General features: G+C 67.3%; 13 protein-coding genes. 4 read left to right on the top strand and 9 right to left on the bottom strand.

What is annotated here, in order from left to right; all coding sequences use genetic code 11:
- Nucleotides 1-57: 57 nt before the first annotated feature.
- From ACIQE0_RS35950 to ACIQE0_RS35935, 4 genes are all read right to left on the bottom strand, one after another.
- Nucleotides 58-1638, bottom strand: a complete 1581-nt coding sequence (locus ACIQE0_RS35950; RefSeq protein WP_402339858.1) for an N-6 DNA methylase — start codon at nucleotides 1636-1638, stop codon at nucleotides 58-60.
- On the bottom strand, nucleotides 1635-3035 hold the full coding sequence (locus ACIQE0_RS35945) for a restriction endonuclease subunit S (RefSeq protein WP_402339855.1): 1401 nt from the start codon (nucleotides 3033-3035) through the stop codon (nucleotides 1635-1637). Before ACIQE0_RS35945 ends, ACIQE0_RS35950 begins: the two co-directional genes overlap by 4 nt.
- Entirely contained in the window at nucleotides 3032-6718 is a 3687-nt protein-coding gene (locus tag ACIQE0_RS35940; RefSeq protein WP_402339852.1) for a DEAD/DEAH box helicase family protein, read from the bottom strand. The genes ACIQE0_RS35945 and ACIQE0_RS35940 overlap by 4 nt, the downstream gene beginning before the upstream one ends.
- Nucleotides 6719-7289: 571 nt before the next feature.
- Nucleotides 7290-8531: a beta-ketoacyl-[acyl-carrier-protein] synthase family protein gene (locus ACIQE0_RS35935; protein ID WP_402339876.1), complete on the bottom strand. Its 1242-nt coding sequence runs from the start codon at nucleotides 8529-8531 to the stop codon at nucleotides 7290-7292.
- Between the two features lie 478 nt (nucleotides 8532-9009).
- On the opposite strand from ACIQE0_RS35935, the gene ACIQE0_RS35930 reads away from it, so the two are divergent.
- The 3 genes from ACIQE0_RS35930 (at nucleotide 9010) to ACIQE0_RS35920 (ending at nucleotide 12325) form a co-directional block, all read left to right on the top strand.
- Nucleotides 9010-9279: a hypothetical protein gene (locus tag ACIQE0_RS35930; protein ID WP_402339873.1), complete on the top strand. Its 270-nt coding sequence runs from the start codon at nucleotides 9010-9012 to the stop codon at nucleotides 9277-9279.
- Nucleotides 9272-9895: a DUF6879 family protein gene (locus ACIQE0_RS35925; RefSeq protein WP_402339849.1), complete on the top strand. Its 624-nt coding sequence runs from the start codon at nucleotides 9272-9274 to the stop codon at nucleotides 9893-9895. The genes ACIQE0_RS35930 and ACIQE0_RS35925 overlap by 8 nt, the downstream gene beginning before the upstream one ends.
- Before the next feature lie 189 nt (nucleotides 9896-10084).
- Nucleotides 10085-12325 (top strand): ATP-binding protein, encoded by a 2241-nt coding sequence (locus tag ACIQE0_RS35920; RefSeq protein WP_402339847.1) that lies wholly within the window; start codon nucleotides 10085-10087, stop codon nucleotides 12323-12325.
- A gap of 592 nt (nucleotides 12326-12917) precedes the next feature.
- On the opposite strand, the gene ACIQE0_RS35915 is transcribed toward ACIQE0_RS35920, so the two are convergent.
- Entirely contained in the window at nucleotides 12918-13649 is a 732-nt protein-coding gene (locus ACIQE0_RS35915) for an alpha/beta fold hydrolase (protein WP_402339844.1), read from the bottom strand.
- 81 nt (nucleotides 13650-13730) lie between these two features.
- Between ACIQE0_RS35915 and ACIQE0_RS35910 the strand changes: the two genes are divergently transcribed.
- Nucleotides 13731-14705 carry a helix-turn-helix transcriptional regulator gene (locus tag ACIQE0_RS35910; RefSeq protein WP_402339842.1) on the top strand — a complete coding sequence of 325 codons (975 nt, stop codon included), beginning with the start codon at nucleotides 13731-13733 and terminating at the stop codon, nucleotides 14703-14705.
- On the opposite strand, the gene ACIQE0_RS35905 is transcribed toward ACIQE0_RS35910, so the two are convergent.
- The 4 genes from ACIQE0_RS35905 to ACIQE0_RS35890 form a co-directional block, all read right to left on the bottom strand.
- A complete protein-coding gene (locus ACIQE0_RS35905; protein ID WP_402339839.1) occupies nucleotides 14662-16224 on the bottom strand; it encodes an amino acid permease in 1563 nt (520 codons plus the stop codon). The genes ACIQE0_RS35910 and ACIQE0_RS35905 overlap by 44 nt on opposite strands.
- The gene (locus tag ACIQE0_RS35900; RefSeq protein WP_402339836.1) at nucleotides 16221-17555 is read right to left on the bottom strand and encodes a cation:proton antiporter; all 1335 of its coding nucleotides are present in this window, start codon (nucleotides 17553-17555) and stop codon (nucleotides 16221-16223) included. The genes ACIQE0_RS35905 and ACIQE0_RS35900 overlap by 4 nt, the downstream gene beginning before the upstream one ends.
- The gene (locus ACIQE0_RS35895; RefSeq protein ID WP_402339833.1) at nucleotides 17542-18111 is read right to left on the bottom strand and encodes a flavin reductase family protein; all 570 of its coding nucleotides are present in this window, start codon (nucleotides 18109-18111) and stop codon (nucleotides 17542-17544) included. Before ACIQE0_RS35895 ends, ACIQE0_RS35900 begins: the two co-directional genes overlap by 14 nt.
- Nucleotides 18112-18248: 137 nt before the next feature.
- Nucleotides 18249-19847, bottom strand: a complete 1599-nt coding sequence (locus ACIQE0_RS35890) for a tryptophan halogenase family protein (protein ID WP_402339830.1) — start codon at nucleotides 19845-19847, stop codon at nucleotides 18249-18251.
- Between the last annotated feature and the right edge of the window lie 96 nt (nucleotides 19848-19943).

The raw sequence follows: 19943 nt of genomic DNA, 5'->3' as shown, positions 1-19943 counted from the left end.
GCCCCAAACGCCTCGTGTTCCCCTGAGCGGCTACCGGCCCGCTCAGGGGAACCGGGGCTACCGCTCCTGGTCTTCGCTGTTCTCGGTGCTGCTCTGTCCGCCTGCATCGGTGGCATCCGCCTTGCCCTGCTTGAGGGCACGAGCCACCGTGGTGAACTCGGCGAGTGCGATCTCCAGTTCGTCGACGATCTCCTGGGCGATCACGTCGGGAGACGCAAGCGCGGCGGAGGCGTTGGACTTCGACTGTAGGACCGTCAGGTCGAGGTTTACCTTGTCGCGAGCGATCAGCTCATCGTAACTATACGGTCGGAACCGGTCGGATTCTTTACGCTCGAAGTGATCACCGTTGCCGGAGCGGTAGCACTCGACAAAGTCGTCCAAGTGCTCGCGCCGCAGTGGGCGTTGCTTGAGCGTGAAACGCTGGTCGGTCCTGAAGTCGTACACCCAGAGGCTCTTCGTGGCAGGCCTCCCGCCGGAGCGGGGACCCGTCTTGTCGAAGAACAGGACATTGGCCTTGACGCCGTTGGCGTAGAAGATGCCGGTGGGCAGACGCAGCAGGGTATGGACGTCGCAGGTTTCCAGCAGATGTCGGCGGATTTCGGCGCCGGCGCCGCCCTCGAACAGGACGTTGTCGGGCAGGACAATCGCGGCCCGGCCATTCGTCTTCAGCAGGTTGTAGATGTGCTGGACGAAGTTGAGCTGCTTGTTGGTGGTCTGCGCCCAGAAGTCGGTCCGAGAGACGTACGACTCTCCAGTGACCGAGCCGACACCGAAGGGCGGGTTGGCGAGCACGATGTCGTAGAACCGCTGCGGGGGCTTGGCCAGTGAATCCTGGATGGTGATCAGCGGCTTGGCCTCAGAGGTACCGATGCCGTGCAGCAGCATGTTCATCAGCGCGAGGCGCCCGGTCTCGCGGACGAGCTCATAACCGGTGATGGCGCCCGTCTGGAGCTTGCGGCCCTCGTCGCCGTACAGCTTGTTCTCGTAGCGCTCGACGAGGCTGGCGTGCGCGGCGATCAGGAACCCGCCGGTGCCGCAGGCCGGGTCGGTGATCGTCTCGCCGAGCTGCGGATGGACACAGTCGACCATGGCATCGATCAGCGGACGAGGAGTGAAGTACTGGCCCGCGCCCGTCTTACGGTCCTCTGCACCGCGCTGAAGGAGGCCCTCATAGGCGTCGCCCTTGAGATCTTGGTTCGCGGTGGTCCAGGTGTAGGGATTGATGAGGTCCTTGATAAGCCGCTCAAGGACGGCCGGCTCATGGATCTTGTTCTGGGCCTTGGTGAAAACCTCGCCCAGCATGGTGCCAGGGCGGTTTCCGAGGTCCTTGAGGATGAACTCGTAGTGATCGACGAGTGCCTCGGCGGACCGGGTCATCAGACTCGCCCAGTCGCGGCCGGGCGGGACGAGGGGCTGCTCCGAATTGTCCTGCCGGAAGCGGGCCGGACGCTTGGCGCGCTCGTCCGCCATCTTCAGGAAGAGGAGGTACGTGAGCTGCTCGACGTAGTCGAGGGTGGATACGCCGCTGTGGCGCAGCAGCTCGCAGTACGACCAGAGGCGATTGACCAGGGTACTGGTGCTCTCACCAGCGGATTGGGCGGGCTTGCTGGTCTGGGTGTCGGGGGCGCTGGTGGTCACTGGGGAAGTTCTTCCTGGCCGGGCGGGGCCGTCTTGCGGGTTGTGCGCCGCGTACGGGCAGCACGCTTGCGGGCGGGCGTGGTGGCACGCTCGGCGCGGATGCGGTCGAGGAGGACGGAGGCGGGCTCGTCGGCCGCATCCTGGGGGACGAGCTTGCCGGAGAAGGCGGTGGCGAGGAGAGAACCGCGTAGTGCATGTGCCTGTGCTTGCGCCTCGGCGATCACTTTGGCCATGGCGGAGGCATCGGAGCGGCGCTCCGTGAGCTCGGCAAGTATTTTCCTCTGCTGAGCATGGGGTGGTAGAGGGACGCGAATTTTCTTGATCAGAGAAAGGCTTAGGTTCGGCTGAACTCCGCCGGAGGCTAGTGCACGGTTCTCTTCGTAGAGCGCCTCAAGCAGAGTTTTTAGCCAATCGCGCCTGGACTCGTATTCCGGGTGTAGCTGGATTGCAGCGCAAGCTTGATTCGTTGTGGCACGGATGCGGAGCTCGGAGCACTTTCCGCGCGTCTTTCCCTCACCGTACATGGCCAGGAGAATGGTGCCCGGAGGGTACTCCTTGACGGCAGTTTCCTTGAGTGCGAGCTCAGTAATGTATTTCTCGCCCTTGTAAACGTATGCATCATTAAGGAGAGAGCTGGTGATCCAAGGGATCGTTCCGTCGTCGTAGTACTCAGACTTCCCTTTGAGGGGGGTGGCGCCCGAGGAGACCTTAGCCATCTCTCCGATGGTGGAAAACCCCCAAATGGAGGCATCCGGATGCTGCTTCGTGGCCCTCGCCAGCAGTGACGCTTCGAACTCCGTCAGCTGGGTTTGGGCGTTGGCAAGTGCGGTCTCGCCGTCGTAGATATGGGCGAGCTGCTTGTCCAGTTCAGCGACGATGCGGTGCTGTTCTGCGGTGGGCGGGACCACTACAGGTGTCTGGAGAAGCACCTTAGAGGCCACGCTTGCCTGGTTGACGTGGTTATTCAGGACTGTCTTGAAGTATCCGCAGGACCAGAGCCAGTGAAGTTGTACCGCGAGGAACTTTCCGTGTAGACACTCCGGCGGGCGGAGTCGGGTCATGTGATTGGAATAGGCCAAGGGCTTGGCCGAGTCGACCCAAGCAGTCTTGCCTACCAGCGCGGGACTGTTCGTATTGTTGAACAAAACGTCACCGAATTCGACGCGCCGATCTGATTCGTCACCTACGTATCGTGCGTCAGACAGGTCGACTATGCCGCCGCGCGTAATGTTCATCGGCCGGAGATGGACGATGCCATGGCCGTCCCGGTTGTGGCGACCGCTGGCAAATCCAGGCTGAGCCTCTACGCCGAGCTGATCCAGCGTGGCTCGAGACCAGCCAGCCGGAAGCTCTCCCAGCGAGTCCCCCACTGCAGCCACCCCGCTCGCATCCGTCACGCGCTCAGCTCCCTGTCCAATTCGTCGAGGATCTCGTCCGCCCGCGCCTCTCCGAATTCGGCGAGGAAGCCGTCCACGCCGTTGCGCGTACTGAACGGTGGATAGTCGAGGTCGGCGGCATCGAAGCGTACACGCTCAGCGGTCGCGGCAGTGATCCGCTCCAGCCACCACAGTTGCGCGCCGCTGAAGTGCGCGCCTGCCTGGTGCTGGCGTTCCAGCCAGGCGACGAAGCGTTCCTGGACCATGGCGCCGTACGGGCGGGGCTTGGGTGCGCCGTGCTCTGCGCCGCCCGCCAGCTCGTAGCGGAGCAGGGCAACTAGATCCGCCGCCTCGCGCTTGCTGCCCGGGTCGGCTACTGCCTCGCCGAGCGTCTGGTAAGCCTTCCAGAGCCGGTCCGGAGTCCAGGAGCGCGGGGGCCGGGCGATGGAGCGGGCCAGGTCCTTGAGACGGTCGTACGCCTGGCGTGGGCTGAGGCCCGGAGTGGGCCCGCCATCGTAGGCAATGGCGAGGGCAGCGATCTCGTCGCGGTGCTCCTCGATGTACTCACGCCAGCTGGTGACCGTGGAGCGTGCCGTGCCCTCGTCGTCGGCCACCGCGCCTGCTCGCACGACACGGTCGCGGCTGTTCTCGTCGTACAGGATGTCCTTGGCCCGACGCATTTCCAGCAGCCGCGACCGCAGCTGGGGCCGCGAGGCCAGCGGGACGAGAGAACGCTCGATGAGGAGGCGCACCGCATGCTCCGGGTCTCGGCCAGCTCGCTCGGCGGCTTCTCGGGCCTCGGCCTGTTCGTCGACGGAGACCGCCTTCACCATCTCGTGCACGATGTGCTTCAGGGAGACGCCGCCTGTGATCCGTTCGATCTCGGCGCGCTCCTCTCCCGTCATCTGGATATCGAGCTTGGCGAGGCGGGAGGCGAGGGTGGAGACCTCTTCCTCCTCGATGGTATTGGCGGCGGTTTTGCGGAGCAGCTTCTCAAGGCTGATCTGCTTATCCGTGTGGCGTTCCAGAGGAGCCGCATCGATCTTCGGCTTCTTGGTGACGCCAACGGTGTCGACGATCACGAATCGGGTTTTGGGGCCTACGCCAGGCGTGACGCGCTCGAACTCCGTGAGGGAGAGTGTGCGGGCGCCACGGCCCTTCATCTGCTCGAAGTAGGCCCAGCTCTTGACGTCCCGGAGGAACAGGAGGCACTCAAGAGGCTTGACGTCCGTGCCCGTGGCGATCATGTCGACGGTGACGGCGATGCGTAGCTGAGGCAGGTTGCGGAAGTCGGAGAGCCGCTCGGCGGGTTTCTTGGCGGCGTGGGTGATCTTCGCACAAAAGTCGTTGCCCTTGCCGAAGACGTCGCGGATGACCTCGACGATTTCCTCTGCGTGATTGTCGTTCTTGGCGAAGACCAGGGTCTTGGGGACGTACATCTCGTCCCACAACACCTCGCCGGTCTTCTCGTCGCGCTTGAGACGCTCGGGAAAGATCTCCGTGAACAGCTTGTCACGGAAAGTGTTGATCACCGTGCGCAGCTGGTCCTTGCTGATGACGCGCACGCCGACTTCCTTGGCGCCGTACGCGACGTCCTCGTCGATGTCCTCGTAGCGCTGGCGCCGTGTGCGGCGGTCGCGCACGGGGACGGTGCCCTTGGCTATTACGCCGCCCTGGCCGGTGATCTCCGTCTCGATCTCGTACACAGAGAAGTCGACGTTGACGCCGTCGGCGACGGCCTCCGGGTAGGTGTACTCGCTGACCAGGTTGCCATTGAAGTAGCCGAAGGTCTGGGCCACGGGGGTCGCGGTCAGGCCGACGATTGGGGCATCGAAGTACTCCAGGACCGAGCGCCACTTGCCGTAAATGGAGCGGTGGCACTCATCCACGACGACCAAGTCGAAGGACTCCGGGGGGATGCCAGGGTTGTAGGCGACGGCGATGTCACCGGGCACGTCGTAGGGAAGGTCGGCCTCGTCGCCCTCTCCCTCAGGGACCGCGTTGGGCAGAGACTGGCCAGTGAGCTCCATGTACAGGCGCTGGACGGTGGAGATCACGACCTTCGCAGAGGCGTTCATGCCCTCCGCGCCGAGGCGCTGCACGTTGTACAGCTCAGCGAACTTCCGGCCCGAGTCGGGGGTGGTGTAGTTCTCGAACTCCGCGAGGGCCTGGGCGCCGAGGTTGTTGCGGTCCACCAAGAACAGGACGCGCTCGGCGCGGGCGTGCTTGAGCATGCGGTACGAGAACGTCACCGCGGTGAACGTCTTGCCGGCACCAGTGGCCATCTGCACCAGGGAGCGACTCTGGCCCATGCCCTGCTGGCCCTTGCCCCGGGAGACGGAGTCTTCGACCCCGCGCACGGCGTCGATCTGGGCCGGTCGAAGTTCGCGGACGTCGAGGTCGGGGAGGCGAGTGCGCAGCCGAGCCCGGTAGCTGGGTGCCTGAGGGTCCTCGTCGGCCTGGCGCATCCAGCGGGCCAGGGTGCGTGGCTGGTGGAAGGAGAAGATCCGACGGGTTCGCGAGTCCGGGTCGAGCGTGCTACGGAAGCGGGTCTCGCCGCCGTCGCTGACGTACCGGAAGGGCAGCGGGGTGTGCCAGGCCGCATTGCGCTCCTGGGCAGAGGTCAGGTTGTCCGCATATCTGTCGGCCTGGGTCTCGGCGGCCGAGAGGTCGGCGCCCTCCCGCTTGGCCTCGATGACACCGACCAGCCGGCGGTCGACGTACAGCAGGTAGTCGGCGCGCCCTCTGGCAGTGGTGACCTCGCGTACCGCGACACCGCTGCCTCGGTAGTCGCCGTGGACGTAGATATTGAGATCGCTGCTGCCCTGTACGGACCAGCCTGCCTCGGTGAGCATCTGGTCCAGGCGGGCGCGCACCTGAACCTCAGTCAGGGGCTCGCGGGCGGCGGCTTCGGCGTTGTCCAGCAGACGGGCACGCTCGGCGACGGCTGCGGAGGCGGCGGCGCTGCTGCGCTTGTCCGCGGCTCGCTGGCCGACCCGCTCCTGGTCGAAGACGGCCTGGAAGTCCTTGAGCTGGTCCTTCATTGCAGCGACCACGCGGGTCATTTCTGCCTGCTCGTCCTTCGCCTGGGCGAGCTCAGCCTCCACTGCCGCACGGGCCGTCGCCTCTGCTTGTGCCTGCGACTCTTGGACACGGTAGGTGAGCCGGGCCTCCTCCAGAGCCTTCTTGGCGGCGGCGATTTCGGCGTGGAGCTCCTGACTCGCGACGTCGGAGTCCTGTGCCGGTGCCGGGGGCACGAAGGTGATCTGGTCGCGGGATCCGGTCAGGAGCCGGTGATACCAGACGCCCAGCCGGAAGCAGGTACGCAGGGCGCGGAAGGCGTCCTGTGCGTCGTCGTGGTGCCCGTGGTTCGCGTTGTTCCCGAGGAGACGTACGTCGTGGAACGCCTGGCCTACGTTTCCGTGCAGGTAGCCCTCGCGGTCGAGTGCCTTGAGTCGATCAATCTGGCGGTCGCCTTCCACGCGGACACGCCCCCTGCGCACCAGATCTGCGGCGAGGGCCTCGGCGAACTGCCGGGACTTGATCAGAGAGGTGTTCGGGTCATCGAAGACGTGGGTCTCGGCCCCGGCGCCGTATGCCACGAGCAGAGGGAGGTGCGGCAGCAGGAACCCGAAATTGCGGGACTGCTTGGCAAGCTTGATCAGCTTGGGATCCGATGTGGACGCCGTGCTGCCTGCGGTCATGAGATGACTACTGCTTTCTGTTGCCCGGGAGCTTTTCGAATGACGAGATCGAAGTCCAACCCTAAAGGCGCAGGCGCTAGTTCTGGGAGGCTTGCGCCGATGAAGAGCGCATATTGGTCAGCTCTTCGCCAGGGGCCGACCAGGCAGCTCTGCCTGTCGGCGGCGGATCTACAGCAGAGGAACGTGGTCACGGATGACGTGATTAGCGGCCGACCCGAATGAACCAGCCACGGTGCGTGATCTTGTCGTCTGGGCGGGTTGGAGCCATTCACGACGTGCTTCACCGCCACTGCTGCGGCGACAGACTCTTGAACGTTACGCCGAGGGTGACACGACGAGTGAGCCGTCGGCGTGGGCTTATCGGCATGTGACGCCCTTGTACGCGGAGCGCAGCAGTCTCCGGAGCGGAGTCGACCAGCGCCCAGAAGGCGTACCAGGGCGGTAGCGCGTGGTTGATGTCCAAGAGTGTCCGCGGACATCGACCATGCGCGGTCCATCGCGCAATCCGCTCGTCGCAGCGTACAGGTTTCCCCAAAGCCGAATGCCTTGTTCGGCTGTGAGCGGGAGATGATCAAGCCGCGACGGTGAGGGTGGCGTTGTGTCCGCCGAAGCCGAAGGAGTTGCTCAAGGCAGCTAGTGGACCTTCAGGCAGTCGTCGCGCAGCGTCGGCCACGACATTGAGTCCGATCTCGTCGTCGGTCGCCTCGGCGTTGAGGGTGGGCGGCGCGGTGCGGTGGTGAAGGGCCAGCAGAGCGGCAATCGCTTCGACCGCCCCGGCACCGCCTTGGAGGTGTCCGGTCATGGATTTGGTCGCCGAGACGGCGACGTGGTCGGTGTGGGAGCCCAGGGCGCGGGCCTCGGCGAGGTCGCCGGCGGGTGTAGCCGTGGCGTGTGCATTGACGTGCGCGATGTCCTGGGGAGCCAGGTCTGCGTCGGCGAGGGCGCGACTGATGGCCTTGGCGGCGCCGAGTCCCTCGGGCTGCGGTTGGGCAATGCGGTGGCCGTCGACGGACATCCCGATGCCGAGGATGCGGCCGTAGATACGGGCGCCGCGGGCGCGGGCATGGGCGTGCGATTCCAGGATCCTGATGCCGGCGCCTTCGCCGAGAACGAAGCCGTCGCGGTCCTTGGCAAACGGCCGGGAGGCGCCCTGCGGGTCCTCGTTGCGGCGGGACAGAGCGCGCATGGCGGCGAAGCTGCCGAGGGCGAACGGGTGGATCGGCGCCTCGGCACCGCCGGCGATGACCACGTCGGCCCGGCCCAGGCGGATCATGTCCGCTGCCAGGCCGATGGCTTCGGTTCCTGAAGCGCAGCCGCTCACCGGCGCGTGCGCGCTGCCCTGCGCTCCGTAGGCGATGGCGATTCGGGCGGCCGAGCTGTTGGGCAGCAGGGAGGGTGCCGCGAAGGGGGAGATGTGCCTCCAGCCCTTGGTGAGCAGCTTCTCGTATCCGGCAAGCAGGGTCTGCGTGCCGATGATGGAGGAGACCGAGACGGAGAGCCGCTCGGTGTCCAGATCCTGTGGAGTGCCGAGGCCGGCGTCCGTCCAGGCTTCGCGTGTGGCTAGCAGCGCGAGCTGCGTACCACGGTCCATCCGGCGCGCCTGCGCAGGCGCGAAGGCTGCCGCGGGGTCGACGGCTGCTGGCGCAGCGATGCGTACTGGCAGGTCCTTGGCCCACGGCTCGTTGAGAGCTCGGGCTCCCGACCTGCCGTCCAGCAGGCCCTGCCATGTGCTCGGGATGTCCCCGCCTAGCGGGGCGACCGCTCCAAGCCCGGTCACCACTACTTCGGACGTTCCAGCGGGGGTGTTGCGTATCACTGCTGTTTCTCATCCAGGTCGTCATCGCGGCAAAGCGGAAAATCTACCTTGATGACGCAAACCTGCCTAAAGGGACTTCAGGGCTTGGGTGGGTTCAATTAAAGCTTCACTGCCCTATTTGCCGCATTTGTACGGGTTGTTCTGGTCGGCGCGAACAAGACGAGCCATGGCAGTGGCGGTACCGGCCGGAGCGATCGGCGGGTGCGTCAACGTGGTGTGGCGCGTGGGGGTTGGGTTCTGCCGTCCGGAAGGCAGGAGCACGGGAGGTGCTGGTGTGGAGAAGGCGGTGTTGTGGGGTCGAGGACGATGACGCCGGCTTCGCGGGCCAGGAGGCGGTGCGTGCTTTCCCAGCCCGGACGGGTTCCCCAGAGTGGCGGTTATCCGCGCGCGGCGCGAACGCGCACCGCCCGCGTCCTGTCTCGCGCGGTATCGTGGCCATGGCATTCCGTTACAGCGGAACCTGGAGGTGGCACCGGTGGTCCGTGCCTGGGAAGCTGACTCGTCGGCGTTATTCGTCAAGCGGTTGGGGAAGTCGGCGGAAGAGCTGGGCAACTCCCAGGGGAGAGAACAGTGCCCGGACATCTGGGAGCTCAGCAACGGCGATGTCGCCGTTATCGGCCGTGATCTGACCGACGACTACGCTTCGCGCCTGCCGGAAGGCGTGTCTCTCGCGGCTGACGAACGCCTCGTCGTCATCCCCGGCAACATGCTGATCGCAGCGAAGCCGGACATCCCCGATGCTTGAGGCTCAGGCACCGGCACTTCCTTCGGAGCGTGGCCAGCGACTGGGCAACGACGAGTACCTTCGCGATTTCCGCGCTCGGGATGCGGCGATCCGCAATGGCGACTCGTGGAAGCTGGAGCGGCTGCAGCACTTTGAGGAGGTGGGCAGTCCGTCCCGTGATGCGCTGCGGCGCGGGGACTGGGCCGCGGCACTGCGCTTGTTCGAGGAGGGCCGTGACAATCTGCGCGGGGTCCAGGCGGACGAGGAGGCCCGTGGTTCGGTTTTCCATCGTGTGCGTGTGGTGGAGGAGCCGCTGACGCCGTATGTGCAGTGGGAGCTGCATTCGCTGCGGATCAGTGCCGAGTACGGGGAGCGGGTGCGGATCTTGCCGGCCAAGCTGGTCGCCGCGGCTGAGGTCGACGAGCTGCTTCCGGAGCTGACGATTCAGGACGGCAAGGTGCTCTTCCGCGTCCTGTACACCGATACCGGAGTACCGGATGGTGCGATCCGCTTCACCGCCCCGGACATTGTCGATTCGTGGGCGGCGTACGTGCGGAGCACCTACGCGGCTGCGGAGGACCTCGCATCCTATTTCGACCGTGTCGTCGCACCACTGCCGCCGCCACCGGCGGCCTGACCCAGAAGGGATGCATTCAGCGGCATGTCGGCAGACGCCAACGGGTGGTCCGGTGACTCAACCAACGACCTCTCGGGAGAGTCTCGCGATGTCGTCCAGGCCGGGAGGGTCTCCGGCGGTATTCACTTCCATCAGGCACCGGGAGCACCTGACCGTCCGTTGACTACCCCTCGACAGCTCCCTGCCGACGTGCATGCCTTCGTCAACCGCACAGACGAACTCGGGCAGTTGAACGCCGTCCTAACGGGGCGAGATGGCGGTCAGCTCGTCGTCTCTGTGCATGTAGTGGCCGGTACGGCCGGGGCGGGCAAGACTTCCCTGGTCCTGCACTGGGCCCATCAGGTCAAGGATCGCTTCCCCGACGGGCAGCTCTTTGTGAATCTGCGGGGCTACGATCCGCGTGAGCCGGTCACCGCAGAGCAGGCGTTACGCCGCTTCCTGACCGCGCTCGGTGTGCCCTCGGGCGACGTACCGCAGGATGTGGACGACGCGGCCGCGCTCTACCGTTCTCTTCTCGCCGACCGCCGGATGCTCATCGTGCTCGACAACGCTGCCACCGTCGGTCAGGTACGGCCGCTGATTCCCGGCAGCGGGGACAATCTGGTCCTGGTGACCAGCCGCAGCCGCTTGGCCGGCCTCACCGTGCGCGATGGCGCTCGCAGGATCACCCTCGGCACGCTCCCCGAGCCGGAAGCCGTCGCACTGTTGCGGGCCGTCACGCAGGACTACCGCCCGGGCGACGCTCCGGACAAGCTGACAGAGCTGGCCCGGCTGTGCGCACACCTCCCGCTCGCCCTGCGGATAGCAGCCGAGCGCGCCGCCAGTCACCCGCACCTGAGCCTCGACGACCTGCTTGCGGACCTGCACGACGAGTCCGCACTCTGGGACGCGCTCAGCACGGGAATCGACGAGGAGGCCGAAGCCGTCCGGACCGTCTTCGCCTGGTCCTACCGCGCGCTGCCACCGCAGTCGGGACGCCTCTTCCGACTCCTTGGCCTGCACCCGGGACCGGAATTCGGGCTCCACGCGGCTGCCGCGCTCGCCGACCTCACCCTCAGCCGCGCCCGGCAGCTCCTCGACGACCTCGTCGGCGCCCACCTGTTGGAGCAGACAGGCCCCGACCGCTACCAGTTCCACGACCTCCTGCGCGCCTACGCCTCCGACCAGGCCCACGACGAGGAACCCGCCGAGCAGCGCGAAGCCGCCCTGCGCCGCGCGCTGGACTGGTACCTGCACACCGCAGATGCGGCACAGACCTGGCTCCAACCCGGCGAGGACCACGTGCCGCTGCCCCAGGCGACCACACTCCTGCGGCCACTGGCCCTCGCCGATTACGATGCCGCCGCCGACTGGGCAGAACGTGAGCGTGCCACTTTCCCGCATCTCGTACGAGCCGCTACCGCGGCTGAGCTGCACCAGCACGCCTGGCAGCTGACCGCAACGCTGTGGAACGCGTTGTCCGTTTCCGCTGCCTTCGCGGACTGGCTCGACTTCGCACCCATCGGCCTGGCCTCCGCCGAGCAAGCGGACGACACAGACGGGCAGCTCCTGTTGCTCAACCAGCTCGGTATGTCCCACCGTTCCGTCAACCAGCTCGACCAGGCAGTCGCCTTCTTGAACCGCGCCCTCGTTCTCGCCCGCACCGCGGGGAAACGGGTGGACGAGGCGCACGCCCTCAACCTCCTGGGCCTCATCCACCTGCGCACCCGCCGACTCGAAGCGGCCACCGCTCACTTCGTTCAGGCCATCAGTATCTTCTGCGACGTAGGAGGCGAGCGCTGGGCTGCCTCCGCACAGTCCAACCTGGCCGGCGCCCACCTGGAAGCAGGCCACCTCGGGGAAGCGGACGCCGCGATCCAAGCCGCCCTCGCCGCACACCGTGCCCTGGATAACCAGCAGAGCGTCGGCAACTCCCTGTGGCTCGCCGCGGAACTCCATCGCGAGCGGGACGAGATCGAGGCCGCCCGTGAGGTCATTGACGAGGCCCTCGGAATCGCGCTGAGCCTGCGCAATCGTGGACTGGAGGGCTTCTGGCTGCTCACCCTCGGCGGCATTCAGCGTGCCGCCGGGCAGCACGGTGAGGCTCTGGCCGCCTACCGGCAGTCGGCCCTGCTCCACCGGCGCCTCGGTGATCACAGCCGTGAAGCCCTGGCCTGGCGCGGCACGGGCCAAACGTACGCCGCAATGGACCGCTTCAGCGAGGCTGCCGCCTTCCACCGACAAGCCGCCGCTGTCCACCGCGACCTCGGGGACGAGTGGGAGTTCGCTGTTGAGCTCGACCACCTGGCCGCCGCCATCCACACAGAAGACCCCGAAGCGGCTCGCGCCCACTGGGCCGAGGCCCTGACCCACCTGACCCCGTACACCGATCCCCGGGCCACGGCCATACGCACGCGCATGGAGAGACGGCTGGCCGAAGCAGGCGACTGAACACGTCGCCCACCCCCGGCTGCGACCGGCGGTGCCGAACGAGGGCAACTTGCCCGGCTCGGCGCTGCCGTGATGGGAGCACCGGGACCTTGGCGCCACGTAGGCCCGCCTGACCAGCTACCTCCAGCTACGCACCGCTCACCGGGGATCGACGTCCGCCGTTCGCTGTGCGCGCGTGCGCATTACCCGCAACTGTTTTGGATCCGGTGCAGGCCACTCTGCTCACTGCCGAGGCCAAGTGGCGAGGCGCCGTCTAGGCCGAGTGCGTTCCCCCCTTGCGCGGGGGCATGGTCGGCTTGACCTTGTACGCGTCGAGGATGTCGGCGATCTGGCAGGTGAACGGGGGCGGAGAGAGCGGAGCGGTAGGCCACCGCGGAGAGGGAGAGCGGGATGCCGGGGCTTACCAGGGCGTGGGCTTCGGCCCGTTACCTGGTCGTATTCGTCGCGGGCCCGGTTGGTGTCGCCAGGTGGACGGGGTCGTTGCAGGCGTTGCGACGCTCGGCTTGAGGTGACTTGCGTGGGGCGTCTTGACCTCGGATGTCCGCTGGCGTTCTCCCGTTGGTCCTCACGTAGGTGGGGGATGCCCTGCGTGTCAGGTGACGGCCGTGTCGAGGACATCGGCGAGCGCGGTGGCCGCTGACAGCATCGGCCAGTGCCCGGTGGCCAGGTCGAAGCGTCGCCATGGCGGCTGGCTGAGGAAGGCCAGCATAGGCACGCCCGCTTCCAGCAGGGCCGTGAAGTCGCTGCAGGCGACCAGGACGTGGTCCACGCCGGGGGCGGGTTCGGCTGGGCCGGTCAGAGGCTGCTCGTAGGTGCCGAATGGGTGGGGGGTGGCCCGGCTACGCAGCAGCTCCCGCTCGTCCTCGCCGAGCCCTTCGAGGCTGCTGGACGCGCCGAGCTCCTCGAAGGACGGCAGCGGCAGTCGCCATCCGTCGGCGTCGACGACACGGCCGCGCAGCTGTTCCGTCTCCTGCGGCGAGAGGAGGTCGAGCATGCTCATGCCCTGGGCGAACGGGGCGCTGTCGACGTAGACCACCCGCGCCAGTCGCTCGCCCAGCCGTCCGGCGGCCCCGGTCACCGGCGCCGCCGCGTAGCTGTGCGCCACCAGCGTGACGTCGTGCAGCGCGTGCCGCTCGACGAATCCGGTGATGTCCGCGATGTGGGTCTCCAGGTTCGCGTGTCGATCGGCCCGATCTGCGTTCTCGCCCAGCCCGGTCAGCGTCATCGGTAGCGCTATGTGCCCGCGCTCGCGCAGTGCGCGGGCAGTGTCCTCCCAGGCCCACGCACCTAGCCAGGCGCCGGGAACGAGTACGAAGGTAGCCATGTGGTTCTCCCTGAAACGAAGTGCTGCGGGGAGCGTAAGCTCGATACAGGACAGTTTCCGCCCTGAAATGTCGAGTGATTCATGTCGCATCCCCTCACGCGTGTTCTGACCCTGCTGGAACTCCTCCAGACCCACGCGGTACTGACCGGGGCGGAGTTGGCCGGGCGGCTGGGTACCGATGTCCGTACGATTCGCCGGTATACCGCCCACCTGCGTGACCTGGGCATCCCTGTGGAAGCCGAGCGCGGCCGGTATGGCGGCTACCGGCTGGCCCGCGGGTACCGCATGCCGCCGCTGGTGCTCACCAACGACGAAGCTTTGGCGGTCGTCCTGGGCCTGCTCGCCGCCGAACGCCTGGGCATGGGCACGGCAGCGCCCGCCGGGGCGGGCGCGCTGGCCAAGATCGAGAGGGTGTTGCCCAACGCCTTGCGCGATCCGCTCGCCGCCATGCAGGAGACCTTGTCCTTCACCGCGCACCCTGTGCCCGCCCAAGCGCCCGAATCCGGCGTTCTGCTGGCCCTGGCCCAGGCGTCCCGCGCCGGCACCACCGTCGCCATGACCTATCGCTCCCGGCACCAGGACCACACCGAACGCGACATGGACCCCTACGGCGTGGTCTTCCACACCGGACGTTGGTACGTCGTGGGTCACGATCATCTTCGCGACAGCTTGCGGACCTTCCGCATCGATCGCATCGCCTCCGTCGCGCCCCGTACGCAAACCTTCAACGCCCCCGACGGATTCGACGCCGTCGCCCACCTCACCGCGACCTTGGCGCAGGCGCGGTACCGCTGGCACGTCGAGGTGCTGATCCATGGCCCGCTTGACGAGATCGCTCGCAGGCTGCCCCGCTCGGTGGTGTCCCTCACTGACCGGGACACCGGTGTGCTGATGCGCGCCCAGGCGGATCGGCTGGACGGCATGGCCCATCTGCTGGCCTCCCTGGAGTGGCCCTTCGTCATTCACCAGCCCGATGAGCTGCGGCAGGAACTGAAGGATCTGGCCGTCCGGCTCACGGCGGCGGCAGAGCGAGCTGTTGGGGAACTTGCCCTGTAAGCAGTGCAGTTGACACGTGTGGTGCCACTGCCGTACCCCGTTCCGGGGCGGGGCGCGGTGTCGCGCTCCGCCCCGGTGGGGGCGGTCGCGGTGCCGGTTCGGCGGTTTCGGCGGGTGTCCGGGGCGGGCGGGCCGTACAGCGGGTGCGCGCCCGCCGCAGGACGGCGTACGCAGCCAGAGTCAGCCCGAAGAACGGGACGCCGACCAACGGCACCAGGGCGAACTGCTCGGTGAAGGCCAGCGTGACCAGGATGCCGGCGACGAAGAGCATGGCCGCGGGAGCGATGATGCGAGCGGCCCGCAGCCGGATGACGGTGGACGGCAGCCCTGCTTCCCGCCGGTGCCGCCGGAAGGCCCACTGCGTGGCAAAGATCATCAGCCAGGTGACCAGCGCCCCGAACGTGGCCAGGCCGACCAGGAGCGGGAAGGCGCTCCGGGGGGTGAGAACGCAGAGGACCACGGCCAGAGCCAGCCCGGTGAGGGAGAAGTACAGCGCGTCGCGGGGCACCCCGCCAGGGGTCAGGTCTGTCAGCCGGCGCGGCGCGTAACCGTCCTGCGCGAGGGAGTAGACAGTGTGGGTGCTCACGTAGAGGTTGGTGTTCATCGCGGAGAGGGCGGCGGTGAGCACCACAGCGTTCACCACGGTGACCGCGCCGGGAACGCCCGCGGTGTCGAAGAGCCTTACGAAAGGGCTGTCGGCCAGACTGCCGCCGCCGGACGCGCCTCGCGGGACGACAGTGACGATGACGAACATGGTGAGGAGATAGCACAGCGCCAGCCGCAGCACCATGCCGCGGGTGGCGCGGGGTATGACGTGCTCGGGGTCGCGGGATTCCGCAGCGGTCATGGCGACTGCTTCGGTGCCCATGTAGCCGAATGTCACTACCGTCATCGTCAGCCACAGACCGGTCAGCCCGCCGGACGCGAAGCCGCCGTGCTCGGTCCAGGCGGCGAGTCCTGCGGGAGATCCACCGGGCAGGCCGACGGTGATCCACGCCAACCCGATGAGGACGAACGCGACGATGGCCACAATCTTGACCATCGCGAACCAGAACTCGAACTCGCCGAAGAAGCGCACCGACGCCCGGTTGATGGTCACGATGAGTATGGAGAACACGGCGACCGGGATCCACAAGGGCAGCGCGGGCCACCACAGACGTACGTACATGCCCGCCGCGGTGACCTCGCCGCCGACGTTCACGACTTGGGCGACCCAGTACATCCAGCGCTGGGCGAAGCTCGCCCATGGCCCGAAGTAGGTGTGCGCGAGCGCACCGAACCCGCCGGCCTGCGGATGCGCGACGGTCATTTCCGCCAGGGCGTATGCCAGGGAGAGGGCCAGCGCCGCGCCGATGGCGTAGGCGACGATCACGGAGGGGTCGGCCAGGGAGAACGCCATGCCGGAACCGAGGAACAGGCCGGTGCCCAGCGCACCGCCGAGGGCGATCATCTGTATCTGGCGGCCTGTCAGGGAGCGGCGCAGGGCCGTGGGCGGCCCCTGGCAGCGGGTGGCGCTCACGCGGGTGGTTTCCCTTGTGCTCGGCCGGCCGCGGTCAGCCGCCGGCGGGACATGGGGATCTTCGCCACGGTCGGGCGGAGCGCGTCCTCGACTGCCGCCGCCGCAGGACTGCCGCGCAGCAGGCGCAGCACGGGCGCGGTCAGGACCGTGGTGGTCAGGGCCATCAGTACCAGGATGGAGAACAGGTCGGGCTCGATGACCCCGAGTTGGAGACCTATGTTCAAGACAACCAGTTCGGTCAGGCCACGGCAGTTCATCAGGGCGCCGATGGACATGGCGTCTTTCCAAGGCTCGCCGCGCCAACGGGCCGCAGCGGCGCTGCCGCCCCACTTGCCAAGCAGCGCCACAGCGAGCACGGCAGGAGCCCACCACCAGTGCCCTGGAACGGCGGCCAACGAACCGAGGTCGGTTTGCAGGCCGGTGTGGACGAAGAAGAGCGGAACGAACAGGGGCAGCGCGACGGCCCGCAGCCGCCGGGCGCAGCGCTCGACCCCCGCGTGCCCGCGCGGGGTGATGGCGCCGAAGACGAACGCGCCGAAGATGGCGTGTACGCCGATGCGGTCGGTGGCCAGGGCTGACAGGCACATTCCGGCGAAGAGCACGGTCAGCACTAGGCCATCTTGGTCAGCACCGCCTCTCTGATGCCGGACCCAGCGAGCGAGCAGCGGACGGACGACGGTGAACAGCACGGCGAGGAAGAGGGCCGTGAGGGCGGCGGTGGAGGCTGCGGCCAGCGCTGAGCCGCTGCCGGCGAGCGCGACGACGGCGGCCAGCAGACACCAGGCGGTGGCGTCATCGACGGCGGCACAGGCCATGGCCAGGGCACCGAGCCGGGTGTCGCTCAGGCCGCAGTCGCTGAGCACTCGGGCTAGGACGGGGAAGGCGGTGATGCTCATGGCGACCGCGACGAACAGGGTGAACGGCAGCCGGCCCACGCCGTCGGGCGCGAAGTCGCCGTACATGGCCAGGGCGAGCAGTGCGCCCAGGCCCAGCGGCAGCGCGATGCTGGCCTGGCTGATGGTGACGGCGGTGCGACTGTGACCGCGCAGCGCGGTGAGGTCCAGCTCCAGGCCGACCAGAAACATGAAGGCGATCAGGCCGAGTTGGCCGAGCACATCGACGTACCCGGTCACCGAGGGCGGGAACAGGGCGGACTGCGCCTGGGGCCAGATCCAGCCGAGGAGGGTGGGGCCCATCAGAATGCCGACGGTGATCTCCCCGACCACCGGAGGTTGTCCGATGCGCCGGAAGAGCGCGGCGCCGGCCCGGCACGCGACAATCACCACGGAGACGGTGAGCAGCAGTTGGGAGAAGGGCTCAAGCACGGACACCCGCGTCCCCCTCGCCCGGCGCGGGCACGGCCGCGGCATCCGTCCAGCGGGCATAGCGGCGCCGACCGTACAACAGCGGTTGCCGGTCCTCGGTGAGAGTGACGCGCCCGACGGTGGCGAACACCGCGGTGTGGTCGCCGAATTCGGTGGTCCGGTCCACCACGCAGTCCGCGATGGCGTGCGCGGCATCGCTCAGGTGAGGGCCGGCGGCGCCCAGCGGCATCCGCCAGGGCACTCGGGCGAAGCGGTCCGGTACCCCGGACGCAAACAGGTCGGAGACCGAACGGGCGTCTTCGTGCAGCAAGTTGAGGGCGAAACGGCCGTTCGACCGAAGTGCCCGGAGAGTGGGGCTGGCGGAGCGTATGCAGACCACGAGGGTGGCGGGGGACAGGGCGACGCTGCACAGGGAGCTACAGGTCATCCCGTGTGGGGTCCGCGTCTTGTCCAGTGCGGTGACGACGGCGACGCCGCTTGGGAATCCGGCCATGAAGGGCCGAAGGTCGGCGTCGGCCAGTGGAGGGGAAGGGGACGGGTGCAGCTTGGGGGCGCGGGGCATGGGCACTCCTGGGATGGGGTGGAGGGCAGGCGAGACGGCGTGCGGCCCGGCCGCCCGATGTCGGCGGCCGGGCCCGAGTGGCCTCGGCGAGGTCCGGTGCGCCTCGCCGAGGCCCTGGTGTCCGCGGTGGCGGAGCGTCAGCCGTGCAGCTGCCTCAGGTACTCGTAGGCGCTGGGCAGCGTTTCCAGCAGCTCCTGCTGGGTCCGCTTGACCTCTTCGAACAGCGGCTCCGCACCCGCCACCGATTCGGGCTTGTGCGCGAGCACCGGCAGCGGGGCGTCGGGCTCCAGGCCCAGGCCCGCGAAGATGCAGTAATAGCTGCCATTGGTCCAGAAGTTGCGGAACTCCGCCTCGAAATTTCCGTAGTAGGTGCTCTCGTCGGTAATCGGCGAGTTGATCGGTAGCCCTGCCTTGTACGCGGCGATCTTTTCCTGGATGTTCTTCGGGAGGGTCAGCTCCTTGTTGGCGCGCCAGAACGGGGTGTCGTTGCGCGGCGCGTAGTAGAAGTGGGCCTGGACGAAGTCCCGGGTGTCGTCGAACATCACCTCGATCTCGTTGTTGAAACTGTCGATGAGAGCCTGGTTGAACGTACGGTCCGGGAAATGCTTGGCAAGTTGGTGGATCGCGGCGGTGATGAAGTAGATGCCGGTCGATTCCAGCGGCTCCAGGAAGCAGGAGGACAACCCGATGCTGACCACGTTCTTCACCCAGGCGCGGCGGTTGCGGCCGACCCGGAAGCGGACATGGTTGAACGTCGTCTGCTCCGGGTCCAGGCCCCACAGCTCACAGAATTCTGCGGTGGCCTCTTCCTGTGAGGTGAACTTGCTGGAATACACGTACCCGGTGCCGAAACGACCGAGCATCGGGATCTTCCAGGTCCAACCCGAGGACATGGCGATGGCCGATGTGTACGGCTCGACGCCGTTCTTCTCGTCGTCGTGCGGGATGGCGGTGGCGACCGCGCTGTCGCACAGCAGGTGGTCGCTCATGTCGATGAACGGCTCGGCCAGCGCCTTGTTGATCAGCAGTCCGCGGAATCCGGAGCAGTCCACGAACAGGTCGGCGTCCAGCACCGCGCCGCCCTTGGTGTTCAGCGCTGTGACGAAGCCCCGCTCGTCCTGCTCGACGTGGACCATCTCGTCCTCGATGTGCCGTACTCCCTGCTTCTCGGTGGCGAAGCGCCGCAGGAAATCGGCGACGAGCTGGGCGTCGAAGTGCCAGGCGTATCGGGTGGCTGGGCGGCCGTCCAGCCAGCGGGGCGCCTTCATGGCGTCCATGACCGGAGGTTCGCGGAAGCAGGCGTAGTCGAACGGCTCGGTAGTACGGCCCTCGTACTTGCGCTTGAACCAGTAGTGAGACAGCGGCGCCCGGTCGTGGTCGGGCAGCAGCCCGAACGGGTGGTAGAAGTGGTCCGGGCTGTCGTCGGGGAGTGCGCGAGCCTCGGCTTCGCCCTTGCCCTCGGTTCGCCAGTTGACGAAGCGCACTGCCATTTTGAAGCTGGCGTTGCATTCGCGCATCCACTCCTCCTCGGCGATGCCGAGATAGTCGAAGAAGGCGCGGTGCAGGTTCGGGACGGTGGCCTCGCCGACCCCGATACGAGGAATGGAAGGCGCCTCGAGAACGGTGATCTCCACCGATTCCTGAAGTGCCTTTCCGAGATAGGCAGCCGTCATCCAGCCGGCCGTGCCGCCGCCGAGGATGACGACCTTGCGGATACGGGCGTCATTGTTGGTCATGGACGGATCCTCATTTCTGATACGGCCGACGGCCGGGGCATGGATTCGTACGGTCAGTGTCAGCGCCCCGCCTATGCTGCAACTACACCTGCCCGG

Source organism: Streptomyces sp. NPDC093097 (assembly GCF_044754325.1).
Classification (GTDB): Bacteria; Actinomycetota; Actinomycetes; order Streptomycetales; family Streptomycetaceae; genus Streptomyces.
The sequence above is the reverse complement of the archived record's forward strand: the minus strand, read 5'-3'. Positions and strand labels throughout refer to the sequence as shown.

Bases quoted from the DNA above. Each gene is read 5' to 3' on its own strand.
- ACIQE0_RS35895 (WP_402339833.1), bottom strand. From the start codon at position 18,111: ATGCCCCGCGCCCCCAAGCTGCACCCGTCCCCTTCCCCTCCACTGGCC.
- ACIQE0_RS35925 (WP_402339849.1), top strand. From the start codon at position 9,272: ATGCTTGAGGCTCAGGCACCGGCACTTCCTTCGGAGCGTGGCCAGCGA.
- ACIQE0_RS35910 (WP_402339842.1), top strand. From the start codon at position 13,731: ATGTCGCATCCCCTCACGCGTGTTCTGACCCTGCTGGAACTCCTCCAG.
- ACIQE0_RS35890 (WP_402339830.1), bottom strand. From the start codon at position 19,847: ATGACCAACAATGACGCCCGTATCCGCAAGGTCGTCATCCTCGGCGGC.
- ACIQE0_RS35915 (WP_402339844.1), bottom strand. From the start codon at position 13,649: ATGGCTACCTTCGTACTCGTTCCCGGCGCCTGGCTAGGTGCGTGGGCC.
- ACIQE0_RS35940 (WP_402339852.1), bottom strand. From the start codon at position 6,718: ATGACCGCAGGCAGCACGGCGTCCACATCGGATCCCAAGCTGATCAAG.